The following is a 657-nucleotide window of genomic DNA, read 5'->3' as shown; positions in this document are numbered from 1 at the left end:
CAACGTGTTCGTGTATGGAAAGTTGCGTGTTTGAGGGCGAGGAATTTCCGAAGGAAAATCGGAAGCCAGCAAACAAGCAACCAACTTTGTGCTAGCTAAAACTAGCAATTTTTTATACACGGTGTTGGCGTTAGTTTTTTACTTAAACGACTTGTAAGTGTTCCAATTTTGGTCAGTTTTATTATAAGTCGTAAGTTCATATTTTGGATATTTCTTTTTTAGCTTTTCCAACCTCATATTAAATTCCGCTAAATCTTTTGTGTAAATCACAAACTCTCTAAATCCAGAAGTAGTAATAACTAATGGAACAATTGAATTCAAGTCAGATTCTAAAATGTCAAAAATATCATCTTCTAGACTGTCCAATTCAGGTTCGTTCTCAATGTCAGGAAGTCCGTCCGCATTTGGCGAAAGTAGTTTGAACGCAATTCCGCAGCTTGTCGAATAATTTTTATTTCCCGCAATTCGGTCACACGCAACGTTTTTCCGCACAAACATTGGGTTTCCGTTATTGTCGCCAGTTATTACACTCCAACTTTCGGGAATTTTAGTTATTAATTCCGATGAATTTGATTCATTTTTTTTCTTAAATAGACTATCAAAAATTCCCATAATTTTAATGTTTGTTCGGTTTTCTCAAATTAACGCCAACGTGTT

1 protein-coding gene is annotated in these 657 nt (G+C 35.3%); it reads right to left on the bottom strand.

The genetic code is table 11. The features are described from left to right. Positions 1-138: 138 nt before the first annotated feature. Complete coding sequence (locus tag CDH50_RS15045) at positions 139-612, bottom strand: DUF695 domain-containing protein (RefSeq protein ID WP_100613120.1); 474 nt, start codon at positions 610-612, stop codon at positions 139-141. Between the last annotated feature and the right edge of the window lie 45 nt (positions 613-657).

Source organism: Confluentibacter lentus (assembly GCF_002806995.1).
GTDB lineage: Bacteria > Bacteroidota > Bacteroidia > Flavobacteriales > Flavobacteriaceae > Confluentibacter > Confluentibacter lentus.
Note: the sequence above shows the minus strand (reverse complement) of the source record. Positions and strands in the feature narration are given on the sequence as shown.

Excerpts from the sequence above, each read along its gene's own strand:
- CDH50_RS15045 (WP_100613120.1), bottom strand. The coding sequence starts at position 612 with ATGGGAATTTTTGATAGTCTATTTAAGAAAAAAAATGAATCAAATTCA.